This is a genomic window from Gammaproteobacteria bacterium, from assembly GCA_013696315.1.
In the GTDB taxonomy this organism is placed as follows: domain Bacteria; phylum Pseudomonadota; class Gammaproteobacteria; order JACCYU01; family JACCYU01; genus JACCYU01.
In genome coordinates this window covers 1-15,643 of the sequence record JACCYU010000215.1, presented here as the reverse complement: position 1 = coordinate 15,643, position 15,643 = coordinate 1, and the positions used below count along the sequence as shown (strand labels likewise).

The 15,643-nt window shown below is 61.8% G+C and carries 14 protein-coding genes; 8 read left to right on the top strand and 6 right to left on the bottom strand.

Going from position 1 to position 15,643, the window contains the following annotated elements:
• From H0V34_12635 to H0V34_12615, 5 genes are all read left to right on the top strand, one after another.
• Positions 1-1,079: hypothetical protein (locus tag H0V34_12635; protein MBA2492495.1), on the top strand; the 1,079-nt coding region annotated here is incomplete at its 5' end.
• A 31-nt stretch (positions 1,080-1,110) separates the two neighbouring features.
• Positions 1,111-2,970: a hypothetical protein gene (locus H0V34_12630; protein ID MBA2492494.1), complete on the top strand. Its 1,860-nt coding sequence runs from the start codon at positions 1,111-1,113 to the stop codon at positions 2,968-2,970.
• Between the two features lie 87 nt (positions 2,971-3,057).
• Positions 3,058-3,615 (top strand): hypothetical protein, encoded by a 558-nt coding sequence (locus H0V34_12625; GenBank protein MBA2492493.1) that lies wholly within the window; start codon positions 3,058-3,060, stop codon positions 3,613-3,615.
• Positions 3,612-3,803, top strand: a complete 192-nt coding sequence (locus tag H0V34_12620; GenBank protein ID MBA2492492.1) for a hypothetical protein — start codon at positions 3,612-3,614, stop codon at positions 3,801-3,803. The genes H0V34_12625 and H0V34_12620 overlap by 4 nt, the downstream gene beginning before the upstream one ends.
• Before the next feature lie 194 nt (positions 3,804-3,997).
• Positions 3,998-6,847 carry a hypothetical protein gene (locus H0V34_12615; GenBank protein ID MBA2492491.1) on the top strand — a complete coding sequence of 950 codons (2,850 nt, stop codon included), beginning with the start codon at positions 3,998-4,000 and terminating at the stop codon, positions 6,845-6,847.
• Between the two features lie 259 nt (positions 6,848-7,106).
• Here the strand turns inward: H0V34_12615 and glcF are convergent, their stop codons facing one another.
• From glcF to H0V34_12600, 3 genes are all read right to left on the bottom strand, one after another.
• Positions 7,107-8,318, bottom strand: a complete 1,212-nt coding sequence (gene glcF, locus H0V34_12610) for a glycolate oxidase subunit GlcF (GenBank protein MBA2492490.1) — start codon at positions 8,316-8,318, stop codon at positions 7,107-7,109.
• Positions 8,319-8,400: 82 nt separating this feature from the next.
• Positions 8,401-9,465, bottom strand: a complete 1,065-nt coding sequence (glcE, locus tag H0V34_12605) for a glycolate oxidase subunit GlcE (GenBank protein ID MBA2492489.1) — start codon at positions 9,463-9,465, stop codon at positions 8,401-8,403.
• 3 nt (positions 9,466-9,468) lie between these two features.
• Complete coding sequence (locus H0V34_12600) at positions 9,469-10,968, bottom strand: FAD-binding protein (protein MBA2492488.1); 1,500 nt, start codon at positions 10,966-10,968, stop codon at positions 9,469-9,471.
• 131 nt (positions 10,969-11,099) lie between these two features.
• Between H0V34_12600 and crcB the strand changes: the two genes are divergently transcribed.
• Together crcB and serS are read left to right on the top strand one after the other, a co-directional pair.
• Positions 11,100-11,471, top strand: coding sequence for a fluoride efflux transporter CrcB (gene crcB / locus H0V34_12595; protein MBA2492487.1), 372 nt, complete (start codon positions 11,100-11,102; stop codon positions 11,469-11,471).
• Between the two features lie 52 nt (positions 11,472-11,523).
• Positions 11,524-12,801, top strand: a complete 1,278-nt coding sequence (serS, locus tag H0V34_12590; protein MBA2492486.1) for a serine--tRNA ligase — start codon at positions 11,524-11,526, stop codon at positions 12,799-12,801.
• Positions 12,802-12,848: 47 nt separating this feature from the next.
• Here serS and H0V34_12585 read toward each other — a convergent pair whose 3' ends face one another.
• Positions 12,849-13,220: a DUF423 domain-containing protein gene (locus tag H0V34_12585; protein MBA2492485.1), complete on the bottom strand. Its 372-nt coding sequence runs from the start codon at positions 13,218-13,220 to the stop codon at positions 12,849-12,851.
• Positions 13,221-13,286: 66 nt separating this feature from the next.
• Between H0V34_12585 and H0V34_12580 the strand changes: the two genes are divergently transcribed.
• Positions 13,287-13,769 (top strand): YajQ family cyclic di-GMP-binding protein, encoded by a 483-nt coding sequence (locus H0V34_12580; GenBank protein ID MBA2492484.1) that lies wholly within the window; start codon positions 13,287-13,289, stop codon positions 13,767-13,769.
• On the opposite strand, the gene H0V34_12575 is transcribed toward H0V34_12580, so the two are convergent.
• Positions 13,766-14,563: a class I SAM-dependent methyltransferase gene (locus H0V34_12575; protein MBA2492483.1), complete on the bottom strand. Its 798-nt coding sequence runs from the start codon at positions 14,561-14,563 to the stop codon at positions 13,766-13,768. The two genes, H0V34_12580 and H0V34_12575, sit on opposite strands and share 4 nt — an antisense overlap.
• 88 nt (positions 14,564-14,651) lie before the next feature.
• Complete coding sequence (locus tag H0V34_12570; protein MBA2492482.1) at positions 14,652-15,338, bottom strand: Bax inhibitor-1/YccA family protein; 687 nt, start codon at positions 15,336-15,338, stop codon at positions 14,652-14,654.
• Between the last annotated feature and the right edge of the window lie 305 nt (positions 15,339-15,643).

Here is a 15,643-nt window from a genome sequence, read left to right as displayed (position 1 = left end):
GCCGCTATGTCATCACGGATGACAAAGGCATGTATCACTTCGAGGGTGTGGCGCCCGGCACGCATCGCGTGCAGGTCGATCTCGAAAGCCTGCCGGACGATCTGGCGATTCACGACTGCGAGCGCAACACGCGCTTCGCGGGCACGCCGTACGCGCGGTTCGTAGACGTGCAGGCCGGTGTGCTGTGGCGCGCCGACTTTTACCTGCGCGAAAAAACGCCCGATGAACTTAAACTTGCCAAGCGCAAGCGGCGCGGTGGTCAACGCGAAGAGCCTGAACCCGCCGTAACACCTCCCATGCCGGAGTTGCCTGAGCCTAAGCGTCAAGTCATACCCGAACTCGACGACGCCTGGTTCGCGCAGGCCGCACCCGAGCTGGAATGGCTGGCGCCGGGCAGCAACTTTCATCCGGCCATTCCCTCGATCAAGATCGCGATCAAACACGACGCCAGCTACAGGCTAGCACTCACCTTGAACGGCGAGCCGGTCGAACCGCTCAACTACGACGGGCAGACCACGAGCAAGGAAGGTCGCATCGCGGTGAGTCAATGGCGCGGCGTGGATCTGATCGAAGGTCCGAACGCGCTAAAGGCTTCGACCCTGGACGCCGCCGGCAATGTCGTCGAGACCATCGTGAAGAACGTCCACTTCTCGGGTTTGCCGGTCACGGTCGAACTCGCGCCGGACTATTCGCGCGCCGTGGCGGACGGAAAGACGCCGCCGGTGATCGCGGTGCGGTTTCGCGATCAATGGGGCGAGCCGGTGCGCGAAGGCGTGGTCGGCGATTTCACGGTCGAGCCGCCGTATTTCGCCCGGCAGCGCGCCCTGGCGCAAAGACGCGCATTGTTCGACCTGGAGGGCGGCGCGACGCACTACCAGGTCGGTCCCGGCGGCATCGCGCGTTTATATCTGGAGCCGACCACCGAAACCGGCCGGGCGAAACTGCGCTTCAATCTAGACAAGAGCCGCACGCGCCTGGGCGCGACGGGCGATCCGCTGGTCACGCAGTCTACTTTGGGTCTTGCCATCGACACCGAGCAGGACGTGATCGACGCCTGGATCGGCGCCCGCCCCGCGTGACTGGATTCTGGTCGGTTTCGGCGAGAGCGCGGTGGGCTACAACACCTTGTCCGGCAACGCGGAAGCGCTAGCCGCCGCGGGCGTGGACGACAAACTTTACGAGGACGGCAGAGTCGCCTTCTACGCCAAGGGCCAGGTGCGCGGCAAGTGGTTGCTGACAGCTGCCTACGACACCAATGGCAAAGATGCCGAAACGGATGAGCGCCTGCGCCAGACCATCGATCCGGAAGAGTTTTACACGCTCTATGGCGACGTCACCGAACAGCGCTTCGACGCGGCGAGCAGCGAAAAGCTCTACGTCATGATCGAGCGCGAGCAGTTCTACGCGTTGTTCGGCGATTACGATACGGGCCTGACCTTTACCGAACTGTCGCGTTACAGCCGCACCCTGACGGGTCTGAAGACCGAGTTTCTGAGCAAGCGTTACGTGTTGAACGCCTTCGCGGCACAAACCGATTTCGCCTTCGTTCGCGACGAGATCCTGGGCAACGGCACCTCCGGACTTTATCGCCTGTCGCGCAACGATGTGGTGATCAACAGCGAAAGGATCACCATCCAGACGCGCGACCGCTTTCGCAGCGAACTGGTGCTGGAAGAGCGCCAGCTAACGCGGTTTATCGACTACAGCATCGATTATTTCGACGGCACCTTGTTTTTCAAACAGCCGATCTTCAGCCGCGACGCGAACCTCAATCCCATCTACATCGTCGCCGAATACGAGGTCGAAGGCGGCGCGGGCGAAGCGCTGACCGCCGGCGGGCGCGGCGCCGTCAAGTTTCTGAACGAACGGCTGGAGATCGGCGCGTCGGCTATTCACGAGGGCGATTCAAGCGCCTCCAACGGCGATCTGCAGGGCGCGGACCTGACTTATAAAGTGACCAACGCGACGCAGATACGCGGGGAATTCGCGACTTCGGGGACGGATGACGACGGACTGGCGACATCGGGAGAGGCGTACCTTGCCGAGGTCATCCACCTGGGCGAGAAGCTGGACACGCGGGCGTACGTGCGCAATCAGGACAGCGAATTCGGTCTCGGTCAGCAGCTCGGCACCGAGGCGGGCACCAGCAAACTGGGCGTGGATGGGCGCTATCGGTTCACCGAGCATCTGTTCGCGGACGGGCAGCTTTATCGCGAGGAGGTCAGCTTTCTCGATGCGCGCCGCGACGTGGCGTTCGGGCAATTCACATACCAGCAGGATTTGTACAGCCTTTCCGCGGGGCTGCGTCATGCGGAAGATCGGCTGACTGAAGGTCAGACGTTCACATCCGATCTCGTCACCCTCGGCGCCTCGCGCGCGTTCTTCGACAAGCGCTGGAACCTGCGGGGCCTGGGCGAGTTCGCGGTGGGCGACAACGCCAATCCCGATTATCCGACACGGGTGATTCTGGGCACCGATTATCTCATTACGCCCAGCACCCTGACGTTCGTCGAACAGGAATTCACCGAAGGCGAGGACATCAGCACGCAGTCGACGCGCGTGGGCGTGCGCACCGCGCCCTGGTCGCGCGCGACCGTGACGACCTCGGTGGAGGATCAAACCGCGGAAGACGGCCAGCGGCTGTTCGGGAATCTGGGACTGACCCAGGGCATTGCGGTCACCGACCATCTCGATCTGGACTTCGGCCTGGATCGCTCGCAGACCATCAGCGAAGCGGGCGCGCCCGTGTTCAATCCGAACGTGCCGCCCGCCTCCGGTACGGTGTCCGGCACGACCGCCTCCGGCACAACCTTGAACAACGATTTCACGGCCATCTCGGCCGGTGCGAGTTACGCGCAGGATTTATGGTCGGCCTCGGCCAGGATCGAAAACCGCTTCGCGGATCAGGACGACCAGTTCGGCGCCATCTTCGGCTTCTATCGGCAACAAACGCCGGGTCTTGGCCTTTAGCTGGGCGGTCAATACCTGAGCGGTCAAAGCCTGGACGGCACGTCGAATACGCTCGGCGATCTGCGTTTTTCGGTTGCGTATCGTCCGGTGGAAAGCCACTGGATCGTGCTCGATCGGCTGGATTTCAACTACGAGGAAATCGCCACCACCCTGGACACCGTGCGGGCGCGCAAGACCGTCAACAATCTCAATCTGAACTGGCTGCCGAATCGCACCAATCAGTTCGCCCTGCACCACGGCATCAAGTACGTGCTCGACAGCTTCGACAGCGTGGACTACGAGGGCTGGATTCAGGCGTTCGACGGCGAGTACCGGCACGACATCAACGAGCGCTTCGACCTAGGCTTACAGATGGGCCTGCTGCATTCGATGCAGGCGAACAACTATCAATATTCGCTGGGCCCAACGATCGGCGTAAGCCTGATCAAAAACCTATGGGTGAGCTTAGGCTATAACTTCCGCGGCTTCGAGGACGACGACTTCTCGACCGCCGGCTACACCTCGCAAGGCCCATACATCAAGCTCCGATTCGCCTTCGACCAGAATTCGGTGCGCGACGCGCTGAACTGGTTCTCAGGGGACGAGCAATCTCCCACTTCAAGAAACTCCGGCGCGCCGCAAACCAATGGCGTGAGCACGCCGTGAACAGACGCCCACTGACAAAATTATTCGCGGAAATCACGGTCACCGCCGCGCTCGTGATCGCGAGTCCGGCGCCGCAAGCGGCGGTAAATCTTTACGGCATCAACAACAACGCGGCGGCGATCCATAGCATCGATTCGGCCAACAGCGTCGCCACTACCGTTTTTATACCGGCGCGCCATTTCCGCTAACCAACCAGTCGGCGGCGCTTACGCAATGTTCGAGCGGGTCGGTTTATTTTGTCTCGGGCGGCACCAATGGCACGCTCTATCGTTTCAATCCCGCCACCCCGAACTTAGCACCGGTTGCTATCGGCCCCACGGGTGCGACCGTACCGAGCATCATCCGCCTGGCCTGTCAATCCAGCACCGGCGTTGTCTATGGCATGGGCACCTCGCCCAGCACGATTTACACGTTCAATCTGACCACCGGCGCCGCCACCGGAATCGCGCTCAGCTTGCCCGCGACGACGCCGCCCGTGGCCGGTAGCGGCGACATAGCCTTCAACGCGGCTGGAACGCTTGATTTTGTCGGAGAAAGCGTCGCCGGAGACGCCACCAGCGTACGGCTGTGGAGCATCAATCTGACCACCAATACCGTTGCCAACGTCGGCGCGATCACGGGGCTACCCAACGTTGCGAACGGCATCTCGTTCGATAACAGCGGCGGCCTTTATCTTTCTTTGACCAGCCAGACGCGGCTTTATACCGCCCCCGCCGCGGGCGGCGCCTCAAGCGCGGTCGGCGCCAGCGGCGCGATGCCGGCCTTGACCGATCTGAGCACCAAAGACGTTCCTCAACCCGATCTCTCGATCACCAAGACCGACGGCCGCAGCCTCATCTCGGCCGGAAGCGCGCAGACTTACACCATCCAGGTTATTAATAGCAGCAGTTATCCGGTGGCCGGCACGGTGACCGACACCGTGCCCGCGAGCCTTACCGGCGTCACCTGGACCTGCTCGGCCAGTAGCGGATCGAGCTGCGCGGCCGCCTCGGGCAACGGCAACACGCTTAATACCTCCGCCACGCTCGCATCAGGCGGGACCGCGACCTACACCGTAAGCGGCGCGCTGTCGGCTTTGGCAACCGGAACCTTGAGCAACACCGCGAGTGTCGCGGTTCCGGCTTGGTTGACCGACGCGACGCCGGCCAACAACAGCGCGACCGATACCACGACCATCACTCAAAACCCCACAATCGCCAAGGCTTTTTCGCCGCCGACAATCAATGCGAATGGGACAAGCACGCTTAGCTTTACCTTGACCAACAATAACGCCACCGCGCAGACGAACCTCAGCTTTACCGACAGCTACAGCGCCGGTCTCGTGAACGCGACGCCGCTGAACATCGGCGGTACCTGCGCGGGCGTCACGACGACGGCGGTAGCGGGCGGAAGCACTTTCAACGTGACGGGTGGCTCGATTCCGGGCGGATCGCCGGGGAGTTGTACGATAACCGTGGCGGTGACCAGCGCCGCGAACGGCACGTATAGCAATACGACCAGCGGCGTAACCACCACGCAATATCCCACGCCCGGCGCGCCGTCGAATACCGCGACCTTGACGGTGTCCGATTCGCCGCCGACGATCGCCAAGTCATTCAGTCCCGCGACAATACAGACCAGCGGCACGTCGATTCTGAGGCTCACCGTCACGAACCCGAGTACCACTACCACGCTGACCGGAGTCGCGGTCGCCGACACCTATCCGGCGAATCTCGTGAACCGGAATCCGGCCAACGCGACCCTGAACTGCACGGCGGGCAGCAGCGGAACTTTGACCGGCGGCGCGAACGGCGGCAACTCGATCGGTTTGACCGGCGCGAGCATCCTGGCCGGCGGCAACTGCGAGTTGACCGTACGCGTGACGAGCGCGACGAACGCGACGTATACCAACACCACCGGCAACGTGACCTCGACAAATGGGGGTAGCGGCGGCAACGCCGCCGCTACGCTGACTGTGCAGGCAGGGCTAGTGCCGCCGGTGATCAGCAAGAAATTCGTGCTGGACGAACTCGGGGTTAGCGGCGTCTCGGCGCTGACGTTCACGATACGCAATCCGAACAACAACGCTCTCGACAATATTACCTTTAGCGATACCTACCCCGCCGGTCTGGTAAACGCCGCCACACCCAGCGTCAGTAGCGACTGCGATAGCGTCGCGGGCGGCGCTAATGGCGTGAGCGGCGGCGCCGCCGCCGGCGACACCATCGGCCTGACCGGCACGAACAACGATCGGCCGGCGAATAGCACGTGTACGGTCACGGTCAACGTTACCAGCGCCACGGCGGGGGTTTATAACAACGTGAGCGGCGCGGCTGCTTCAACGAGTGGAGGGGGACCCAGCAACACCGCGGCCGACACGATCACCTTCGTGCGCCCGACCATCGCCAAGGCGTTCAGCCCGGCGACGATCAGCGCCGGCGGCGTCTCCACGTTGACCATCACGTTGACCAACGCGAGCGACGTGAACTTCACCGCGGCCGCGTTCACGGATACCTTTCCGACCAGCCCGGGCGCGCTCACCGTCGCCTCGCCGCTGACGACGGGCAATAGCTGCGGCGGCACGCTCCAGGACAACGGCGGCGGCGCGCTTGGCGCGGGCGATGCGGATATCCGGCTCAGCAACGGCGTGATCCCGGCGCTCGGGTCGTGTGCGATAACCGTGAACGTCACCGCCACGGTGGCGGGGGCGCACACGAATACGATCGCGGCGGGAGGGCTTACGACCAGCGGCGGCACGAGCGCAGGGGCCGCGAGCGCCATCCTGACGGTCGCCAGCCCGTCGCTGACAGTCGCCAAGACCGCGCAGACCCTATCGGACCCCGTCAACGGCGCGGTCAACCCAAAAGCGATCCCCGGCGCGTTCGTGAACTATTCGATCACCGTGAACAATCCCGGTTCTGGAGCGGTGGACGCCAATTCGGTGTTCGTGACCGATTCGGTGCCCGCGAACAGCGATCTGTTCGTGGCCAATCTGGGCGCGGTCGGCTCCGGCCCGATCGCGTTTAACAATGGCGCGCCGTCGAGCGGTCTGAGCTATACGTTTACCTCGCTCTCCGATACGACCGACGACGTAAGTTTTTCCAACGCGGCCGCTTGCACCACCTTCAGCTATACGCCAACGCCCAATGCCAATGGCGTGGATTCTCAGGTTTGTCAAATCCGCGTCAATCCAAAGGGTACGTTCAACGCTAATTCAAGTTTCCAAGTAACGTTCAGGGTGCGGTTGGAATAAGTTCATGACGCGAGCTTAAATGGTTCGCGGGGTAATTGAACGCGCTTTACTGCTGGTGTGCGACCAGTCGTTGCAGGCGCATCGCGCACGGGGAAGCTGGGTCGCCATCGCGGCGCATCCTGCATGAGCATCGGCCGATGCTCACAAGAGCATTAGGCTTTACAACAAGCTTTGTTGGCGGTGCATGTAAACGGCGTACCTGAGCGATCTCGTACGCGATTGGCGAAGCGGTGCAATTGCGCCACATCCGGCACCCACTTCAGCGGCCAGAAGCCAGCAGTTCCACCCAGTGTACTACCGGCACCAGCGCCCTGGTTTGCATGTGCGCCAGGCAGCCGATGTTAGCCGTAGCGATGAGCTCGGGTTCATTCTTTTGAAGATTATCAAGTTTATTCGTCAACAGTTGCTGCGAAAGGTCGCGCTGCAAGATCGAGTACGTCCCCGCCGAGCCACAGCACAGGTGGTTGTCCGGCACCGGCGTTAGATCGAAATTCAATTCAGACAGAATGTTTTCCACAACACCCTGAATCTGCTGGCCGTGCTGCAAGGTGCACGGTGGATGAAACGCGACCTTTCGCGGCTTTTGGGATCTTAGCCGACTGGTATCTTCGTCGCGTAGTACCTCGCTTACATCCTTCGTCAGCTCAGAAACTTTCGCAGCTTTTTCACTGTAGTCGGGATCGTCTTGAAGAATGCGCCCGTATTGCTTTACCACGCTGCCGCAGCCGCTGGCGGTCATGATGACGGCTTCCGCGTCTGCTTCGAAATGCGGCCACCAGGCGTCGATGTTACGCCGCATGAAAACCTTGGCTTCCTCCGGGGCAGTGAGGTGATGGCTGAGGGCGCCGCAGCAGCCCGCGCCCTGAGCGCGGATCACGCTGATTTCGAGCTGGTTCAGCACGCGCGCGGTGGCGGCGTTAATTGCAGGCGAGATGGCGGGTTGTACGCACCCTTCTAGAATGAGCATCTTGCGTGCGTGCTGCGTGTGCGGCCAGGCGCCGGCTGAGATTCGCGGCGGAATTTTTCTTTTCAGCGCCGAAGGCAACAGCGGGCGGAATAATTGCCCCAGCCGGAGTAGCGGCGTGAAGCGGCGCGGGTAGGGCATTACCAAGCGCAATCCTCGGCGCTGTAGCCGCTCGAATAAAGGGCGAGCAACCTGCTCTTCCACCCGCACGCGTCCGATATCGACGAGCTTGCCGTACTCAACACCGGATGGACAAGTAGTCTCACAATTGACGCAAGTGAGGCAGCGATCCAGATGCAGCAATGTCTTGCGAGTGGGCGTGTTTCCCTCCAGGACTTCTTTGATCAGATAAATGCGCCCGCGTGGCCCGTCGAGTTCGTCGCCCAGCAACTGATAAGTCGGGCAGGTGGCATTGCAGAAGCCGCAGTGCACGCAGGAGCGAAGAATTCTATCGGCCTCTTTGCCCTGGTCAGTGTGTTTAATGAATTCTGCGAGATTGGTTTGCATGGTCTATCGAGCTGCGGATAACAAGATTTATGGTGTCGAAGCGGCAGAATTCGTTGGCAATCGATCGCGGTTGAAACCGCTCCTACAGGTCAGGATAAAGCCGTCCCGCGTTAAACAGCCCCTCCGGATCCAATGATCGCTTTAAGCGACGATGCGCCGCCATGAGCGCGGCGGGTAACGGTTGAAATACTTCGCCTCGTCGGTCGCCGCCGCGAAACAAGGTTGCGTGGCCGCCCGCGGCGGCGGCGATTCGTTGAACGTGCCCCGCCTTTGCAGGCGTCTTGATCCATCGCAAGGCGCCGTTCCACTCCAGGGCGCTCTCGCCGTCGATATCGAGCGTGGGCGCCGCGGATGGCACCGACACACGCCACAACGGGCGGTCACCTTCAAAAAATGGCGCGACCTGTTCACGCACACGACGCCACAAAGTCTTGCCGTCATCAACCGTGTCGCCGTCGATGGTTTCAGCCGCGGCCTCAACGGCATACTCGCCGCCCGCGAGCCGCACGTATAAATCTCGCCCGTCGTGCCAGGTCGCGGACACGGGCAGCGGGCATCTGGCCCATTCATTCATGACTTCGATCGCGCGTTCGGCATCGAGCGTCTTGACCAAGGTTGTCTCGCGCTTGGGTTCTGGCAGTACCTTGAACGAGACCTGCAACAAAACGCCCAGGGTGCCGAGCGCACCGGCCATCAATCTGGACAGATCGTAGCCCGCGACGTTTTTCATCACCTCGCCGCCAAACTTAAGCCGTTGTCCCCGACCATTGATGATCTCCGTACCGAGCAGATTGTCGCGCACGGCGCCGGCGTACGGGCGCCTGGGTCCGGACAGCCCCGCCGCTACGCAGCCACCGATCGTGGCGTGTTCGCCGAAATGGGGCGGCTCGAAAGGCAACATTTGACCCTGTTCGACGAGTAAGGTTTCGATCTCGGCGATCCGAGTGCCGGCGCGCGCGGTGAGCACCAGTTCGGTGGGTTCGTAATTGACCACGCCGCGATGCGGGCTTACGTCGAGCGGCTCGCCATCAGTGGCGCGGCCATAAAATGCTTTGGTGTCGCCGCCGTGGATTCTTAAAGCCATGCGACGGGCGAAAGCGTCCCGCACGGCGTCAAGCAACGCCTCGCAGTGGTCTTGCGGCTTCATTATTTAGAAGCGAGGAAGATCGGGGTGCGGCAGCCGGCGCTGATGCACGTGCATGCGGCCAAACTCCGCGCAGCGATGCAGGGTTGGTACGGCTTTGTCGGGATTCAGCAACCGCTCGGGATCGAAGGCCGCCTTGACGGCATGAAACTGGTCAATCTCATCAGTGCGAAATTGCACGCACATCTGGTCGAGTTTCTCCATGCCCACGCCGTGCTCGCCGGTGATGGTGCCGCCGACCTCGATGCACAACTCCAGAATCTTGCCGCCAAAGCTTTCCGTGCGCTCAAGCTGATCGGGAACGTTGGCGTCGTACAGGATCAGCGGATGCAGATTGCCGTCACCGGCGTGAAATACGTTGGCCACGCGCAAACCATATTCTTCGGAAAGCTCGGTCATGCGCGCGAGGACAAACGCCAGATGTTTGCGCGGAATCGTGCCGTCCATGCAGTAATAATCCGGTGAGATCCGGCCCACAGCCGGAAACGCGGCCCTGCGCCCCGCCCAGAAGCGGGCTCGCTCCTGCTCATTTTGCGCGATGCGCAGATCGGACAGACGATGCGCCTGCAGCACGTCGCGCACGTGCTTGATCTGCTCGTCGACCTCGGGCGAGGTGCCGTCCAGCTCGCACAGCAGCATCGCAGCCGCATCACGCGGATAGCCCGCATGCACGAAGTCCTCAGCGGCGCGGATGGCGGGGTTGTCCATCATCTCAAGGCCAGCCGGTATGACGCCATCGGCAATGATCCCGCCTACAGCGGCGCAGGCGTCTTCGACCTTGTCGAAAGACGCCATCATGGCCTTGGCGCATTCGGGCTTTGGCAACAGTTTCAAAGTCGCCTCGACAATAATACCAAGCAGGCCTTCCGATCCGGTCATCAACGCCAGCAGATCGTATCCTGGGCTGTCCAAGGCCTTCGATCCAATCGTCAGCAACTCGCCGTCGACGGTGACGACTTTGAGCGCCAGCAGATTGTGCACCGTGAGCCCGTATTTAAGGCAATGGACGCCGCCGGAGTTTTCCGCGATGTTGCCGCCGATCGAGCAGGCGATCTGCGAGGAGGGATCAGGCGCGTAATAGAGTCCATACGGTGCTGCGGCTTCCGAGACGGCGAGATTTCGCACGCCGGGCTGCACCGTCGCGCAGCGATTTTCAGTATCTACGTCCAAGATCTGGTTAAACTTGGCCAGGCTGAGCAAGACGCCGTCGGAGAGCGGCAACGCGCCGCCGGATAAGCCCGTGCCCGCGCCACGCGCGACGACCGGAACTTTGTATTCGCTGCAAACGCGCATGATGTCTTGCACCTGTTCTACATTGTGAGGCATCAACACCATCATCGGCAGGCGGCGATAAGCGGATAATCCGTCGCATTCGTACGGGCACAGATCTTCCGCGTCTGTCAGCACCGACTCCGGCGGCAACAGCGCGCGAAAACGCGCCGCCAGCGTTGCCGCGTTTGTTTTTGCGGCCCCCGTTTGTAAACCCGTATGTAACGCGTCGTTCATGATGCCAATAGCGTGTCCCAGTCACGGGCGAAGGTCAACAGCGGGTTCTTATGCGCAGCAGCGTAACTGGCGGGTTTGCATGCCCACGGCGGTCGAGGTTACGCTTGCGCGGCAAGCACCATCGGGGGTCATTGTCTCGTATATTGCTGATCGCCGCCTGCGGCGCGCTGTTGCGCTACTGGACCACGATGGGCGTGCATGGGCTGCTCGGGCGCGGATTTCCCTATGGCACCCTGACTGTCAACGTGCTCGGGTCGCTGTTGATCGGACTGTTGAGCGTGCTGCTGGTCGACCGTTTCGACATAAGCCCCGCGTGGCGCGCCGGCATTATCATTGGCGGGCTTGGCGCTTTTACCACGTTCTCCACGTTTTCCATCGAGACGCTGAATCTGCTGGAGCAGGGTGAAATTGCTAAAGGTGTGGCGAACCCTATCCTGAATTTTGTGTTGTGCCTGGTCGCGAGCTGGGGCGGTCTGCTGATGGGCAGGCAGCTTTCGGGATAGGCGCCGCGCGTGTGATAACCTTTGGCGCCGATTCGATGCGGACCTAACCTCAATGCTGGACCCAAAAAGATTGCGGATCGATCTGGACGCGACCGCCGTGGCGCTTGCGCGGCGCGGCTTCCGGCTCGACGTGGACGCGCTGAACGCGCTGGAGAGCGAGCGCAAGCGTGCCCAGATCGCCACGCAGGATCTGCAAAACCAGCGTAACGCACGTTCGAAGCGCATAGGCGAGGCCAGGGCGCGCGGCGAAGACATCGAGCCGTTGCGCGCGGATGTCGTGCGCCTGAACGAACAGCTCACGGCCGCCGAAGAAAGCCTGCGCGACGTGCAGGCGCGGCTTCAGCGCGTGCTGCTGGCGACGCCCAACCTCCCCGACGACGCCGTGCCGAAGGGCCGCGATGAGGGCGACAATCTGGAGATTCGACGCTGGGGCGAAGCGCCCGCGTTCGATTTTGATCCGCTCGATCACGTTGAGCTTGGCGCGCGGTTGGGCGGCATGGATTTCGAGGCGGCCGGCAGAATCACCGGTTCACGCTTCGTGGTAATGCGCGGTGGGCTGGCGAGGCTGCACCGCGGGCTCACTCAGTTCATGCTGGACATGCACACGCGCGCGCACGGCTATACGGAAGTCTACGTACCATATATCGTCAACGCCGAGAGCCTGACCGGCACCGGCCAGTTGCCGAAGTTCGAGTCCGATCTGTTCAGGCTGGCGGGCGACAGCGGTTATTACCTGACGCCTACGGCGGAAGTGCCCGTCACCAATCTGGCGCGCGACCAGATCATCGAGGCCGCTGGATTACCGCTCAAATATGTCTGTCACACGCCGTGTTTCCGCTCGGAGGCGGGCTCCTACGGCAAAGACACGCGCGGCATGATCCGCCAGCACCAATTCGAAAAAGTGGAGCTGGTGCAGCTCGTACGGCCCGCGGATTCATGGGCTGCGCTGGAAGCGCTGACCGGCCACGCGGAGGCAATTCTTAAATCGCTTGAACTACCCTATCGTGTGGTGGCTTTGTGCGCGGGCGATCTGGGTTTTGCCTCGGCCAAAACCTACGACATCGAGGTCTGGCTGCCGGGCCAGGACCGTTATCGCGAAATCAGTTCGTGCAGTAATTTTCTCGATTTCCAGGCGCGACGCATGCAGGCGCGCTGGCGCAACCCGGATACCGGCAAGCCCGAATTGCTGCATACCCTGAACGGGTCCGGTCTGGCGGTCGGCCGCGCCCTGGTAGCGATGATGGAAAACTTTCAGGATCCTGAAGGCCGTATTCACATTCCGCAGGCTCTGCACCCCTACATGAACGGCACAGCGGTGCTGGAGCCGTGAGCGCGTGACCGCTTGGCGGCGATGAGGCACGTAATGGAACGGAAGCCTCAAGCGCGCCACACGGCGACGATCAACAGCGCCCACGCGACAATGAACGCCAGGCCGCCGAAGGGCGTGATCGCGCCAAGCCAGCGAACGCCGGTGATACTTAAAATATACAGGCTGCCTGAAAAAATCATAATACCGGCCAGCATGAACCACCCGGCCCACGTGAGCAGCGCGCTGCCACTGTAATGCGCGCCGAGCAGTCCGATCAGAACCAGACCCAGCGCGTGCCACATGTGGTAATCGACGCCGGTCTGATACACGGAGAGCATCTCGGGGCTTAGCTGCTGCTTCAAACCGTGCGCGCCAAACGCGCCCAGCACCACCGCCAGCAGGGCGCTCAGGCTGCCGAATAATACGAAAGTTTTAAGCATGATGGTTTGCGAATAAAGGCTTCGCACCTAAGTCTAACCTACGAGGTTGTACGGAGTAACAAGACCATGCCAACGTTCGATGTGGTGTCCGAGGTGGATCTGCACGAAGTCGCCAACGCGGTGGATCAGACCAGCCGTGAGGTCGCCAACCGCTATGACTTCAAGGGGCTCGATGCAAGCCTCACGCGCGAGGACAACGTGCTCACCTTGCAGGCGCCGGCGGCATTTCAGCTTAAGCAGATGCTGGATATCCTCGCGCAGAAACTTGCCAGGCGCGGCGTGGACGTGGCGTGCATGGAGGAAGGCAAGGTGGAGGAAAGCGGCAACCGGGCCCGCCAGCTCGTCACTCTGCGGCGCGGCATTGACGCGGAGCTGGCGCGCAAGCTCGTAAAAATCATCAAGGACAAAAAGCTCAAGGTACAGACCACGATTCAGGGCGACAAGCTGCGGGTCAGCGGCAAGAGCCGTGATGACCTTCAGCAGGTGATCGGCATGTTGCGCGAGGAGAAGATCGGTCAACCGTTGCAGTTCGAGAATTTTCGGGACTAGCCCGTACGCTTCTCGGCGTGCGCGACGTAGACATCGTAGCGTGTCGATGCGCCCTTGAGCTGGAACGTCGGGGGCGGTCCCGCGAGCGGCGGCGCCAGGCGCGGCCGCTTTACCGCCACGCGCCGCCGGGCGCGTTTGAGCGCCGCGGCCAGCAGGGTGGGCGCGTCTTCATCATCGCCGACCAGCGCGCGCAGGGCGCGCATGTCCTTGCTGTTCAGCGCCGAGCGGTCCCGGTGGGGATACATCGGGTCGAGATAAACCGTATCCGGCCGCACTGTGTCCGCGAGGTTTTCCAGCACCACTTGCGCGTCCGCGCACGCCAGGGTCATTCGCTTGAGACTATCCGCGTGCGCCGCAAACGCGGCCCCAGCCCGCGTCAGGCCATCGGCCAGTAAGGCGTGAACAAGGGGGGATCGCTCGATCAGGGACACGCGGCAACCCAGCAGCGCCAGCTGAAAAGCGTCGCGGCCCAGGCCCGCGGTGGCGTCTGTCACGTAAGGTCTGAAACCGGCCCTGGCCCCGACCGCGCGCGCCAGTAGCTGTCTTACGCCCGGCCCATGGACTCTGCGATAGCCGAACTGGCCGGATACGAAGTCGGCGTAAACGGGACCCGGCGCGTAGGGGCCCCGATGCCGTAGCTCCAGCCGTTGCGCGGTCAGGGTGAGCAGGAAGTCGGCCTGCGTCGTACCGGTGTCGGTCAGCGGCAGCGAGAGCCGAGCGGCGAGCGCTTTGCCTTCCGCCGCACGTGCGGGTTCCGCGCAGTAAACCGCTACGCTGACGCCGTTGTCTGCCACTATGGCTAGAGTGTAACGAACAGCAACGGACACAAAAAAGCCCCGCCGCGGCGGGGCTTTGATTGCAATTGCGGGCCTTGGTTGCGACCTAGTTTTCGCCGCTGAATGCCGAGAACAGGTTCAGCAGGTGCAGAAACATCACATAAATGTTGGCAAACAGCGAAACGGTCATGACCACGTAGTTGTCCTCGCCGCCGTTAACCATGCGGCTGGTGTCGAACAGGATCATGCCGGACATCAGCAGTACCGCGGCGGCGGAAATGGTCAGCGACAGCGCCGGAATCTGCAGGAAGATGTTGGCGACGATCGCGGCCAGCACCACCAGCAGGCCCACCATCAGGAAGCCGCTCATGAAGCTGAAGTCCTTGCGGGTGGCGATGGCGTAAGCCGACAGACCCACGAACGCGACCGCGGTGGTGCCGAACGCGGCCATCACGATCTGCGGGCCGTTGGGCAGGCTCAAATAAAGCGTGAGGATCGGGCCCAGCACGTAGCCCATGAATGCGGTGAAGGCGAATGTAAGCGGCAACGCCCACACGCTGTCGCGCAGGTAATTAATCACGAACGGCATGCCGATGAACACCGCCAGCATCAGGATCCAGTTGACGGGCGGCGCATTGGTCGCCATGGCGACACCCGCGGTAATCGCGCTGGTGAACAGGGTCATCGCCAGCAATAGATAGGTGTTGCGCAATACCTTGTTGGTCGCCAGCACCGATTGCGGTGCAGCGGATGTTCCGGAACTGGTTACGCTCGATATAGGTTGTATAGCCATTAAATCTTTCTCCGACGGGTTTAGTATATTGCTAAGTATACCGCGTATCCGATTCAGCCTGATACCCGAAACTTATGACCGGCGGGTCGTGCAACCGTTCACGTCAGCAGAGCTCTCATCACCGATATTTACACGCGTTTGCTTGGCGCTCAGCGCGGCGCGCTGCCGCAAGGTTTACTTGTCGCATCCCGGACGATTATATCTCTGTAAGTCGTCTTCCGTTATTCTCGGCGCGTGAGGTTCTCCGCGGCCTGGTGGAGGACTTAAAGACCTGTTGTCCTGGAGAGTTGCCCGCATGATGATCG

Bases quoted from the DNA above. Each gene is read 5' to 3' on its own strand.
- glcE (MBA2492489.1), bottom strand. From the start codon at position 9,465: ATGAAGCCGCAAGACCACTGCGAGGCGTTGCTTGACGCCGTGCGGGAC.
- H0V34_12600 (MBA2492488.1), bottom strand. From the start codon at position 10,968: ATGAACGACGCGTTACATACGGGTTTACAAACGGGGGCCGCAAAAACA.
- serS (MBA2492486.1), top strand. From the start codon at position 11,524: ATGCTGGACCCAAAAAGATTGCGGATCGATCTGGACGCGACCGCCGTG.
- H0V34_12580 (MBA2492484.1), top strand. From the start codon at position 13,287: ATGCCAACGTTCGATGTGGTGTCCGAGGTGGATCTGCACGAAGTCGCC.
- H0V34_12585 (MBA2492485.1), bottom strand. From the start codon at position 13,220: ATGCTTAAAACTTTCGTATTATTCGGCAGCCTGAGCGCCCTGCTGGCG.
- H0V34_12570 (MBA2492482.1), bottom strand. From the start codon at position 15,338: ATGGCTATACAACCTATATCGAGCGTAACCAGTTCCGGAACATCCGCT.
- H0V34_12615 (MBA2492491.1), top strand. From the start codon at position 3,998: ATGGGCACCTCGCCCAGCACGATTTACACGTTCAATCTGACCACCGGC.
- glcF (MBA2492490.1), bottom strand. From the start codon at position 8,318: ATGCAAACCAATCTCGCAGAATTCATTAAACACACTGACCAGGGCAAA.